2 protein-coding genes and 1 pseudogene are annotated in these 927 nt (G+C 33.7%); 2 read left to right on the top strand and 1 reads right to left on the bottom strand.

Features of this window, described 5'->3' with window-relative positions:
• Window positions 1–122 (top strand): annotated as a pseudogene (locus RHOW815_RS08605) (IS481 family transposase); the annotation flags it as partial.
• A 122-nt stretch (window positions 123–244) separates the two neighbouring features.
• Window positions 245–622 (top strand): helix-turn-helix domain-containing protein, encoded by a 378-nt coding sequence (locus RHOW815_RS05335; protein WP_215217300.1) that lies wholly within the window; start codon window positions 245–247, stop codon window positions 620–622.
• Here the strand turns inward: RHOW815_RS05335 and RHOW815_RS05330 are convergent.
• Window positions 611–927 (bottom strand): hypothetical protein (locus RHOW815_RS05330; protein ID WP_215217299.1); only part of this gene is annotated, 317 nt, incomplete at its 5' end. The genes RHOW815_RS05335 and RHOW815_RS05330 overlap by 12 nt on opposite strands.

The raw sequence follows: 927 nt of genomic DNA, 5'->3' as shown, positions 1-927 counted from the left end.
CGATACGTCGGAAAATACAAAATAGTCAAAAGAGCATAGCCAAATTAGCAGATGAGTTGAGTCTCAACCCTAAAACTGTTCTTAAGTGGAGGAAGAGAGGGTTTCAGCACGATGCTCCTATGGTCATTCTAATATCCTAAGCAATGAAGAAGAGGCTATATACTGAAATGCATTAGAAAAAAGACTTGTCAAACACTAAATTCATTGAAATTTTCTAATGGATTGAGATATAAATTGTTCTCATATGCAACTAAAAGCGAACTTTTTAACAAGAAACCAAAAAGACATCCTCAAGGCTCGTCATCGCCATGAACGGGATAAAAGGCTATGCGATAGAATCAAATCTATTTTATTGTTAGATGAAGGGTGGACATGCCCACAAGTAGCACATGCTTTACTCCTAGATGACGATACGATAAGACGTTATTATATCTATTCAGAAGACGGAAAAGAAGCCTTACTAAATTTGAACTATACAGGAAAGGTTTGCTGGCTCAGTCAAAATCAGCTTGAGCAACTAAAAATCTATGTAAAAGAAGAAGCACTCCATTCGGCTAAACAAGTCATTAATTTTGCCAAAGACCGCTTTGGAATATATATTAGTGCCAATTCAAACGGCTAGCTTAATGGGATTTAAGTCAACGACTTGAAACTTGTCGTTTATCCTAATATATCCTGCACGCTCTTTGCAAATCTTTCTCCAGAATATCCTCACTTTTGAAAAGATTTTAAACAGGATCTTAAAAAAAAGAAAGTTAAGAGATTTTTTAGAAAGTCCTTTATTTAAAATAAAAAATTTAAATTTATACAACTTATTGATTTTAAGTATTTTTTTATTATTGGCCCTTTCAACCTTGAAGTGCACAAAAAAGAACATATAAATACTTGAAAAAACATCTATTGTGCACCCGAGCATAGCATGTTTGT

The organism is Candidatus Rhabdochlamydia sp. W815 (assembly GCF_018642185.1).
Taxonomy (GTDB): domain Bacteria; phylum Chlamydiota; class Chlamydiia; order Chlamydiales; family Rhabdochlamydiaceae; genus Rhabdochlamydia; species Rhabdochlamydia oedothoracis.
Note: the sequence above shows the minus strand (reverse complement) of the source record. Positions and strands in the feature narration are given on the sequence as shown.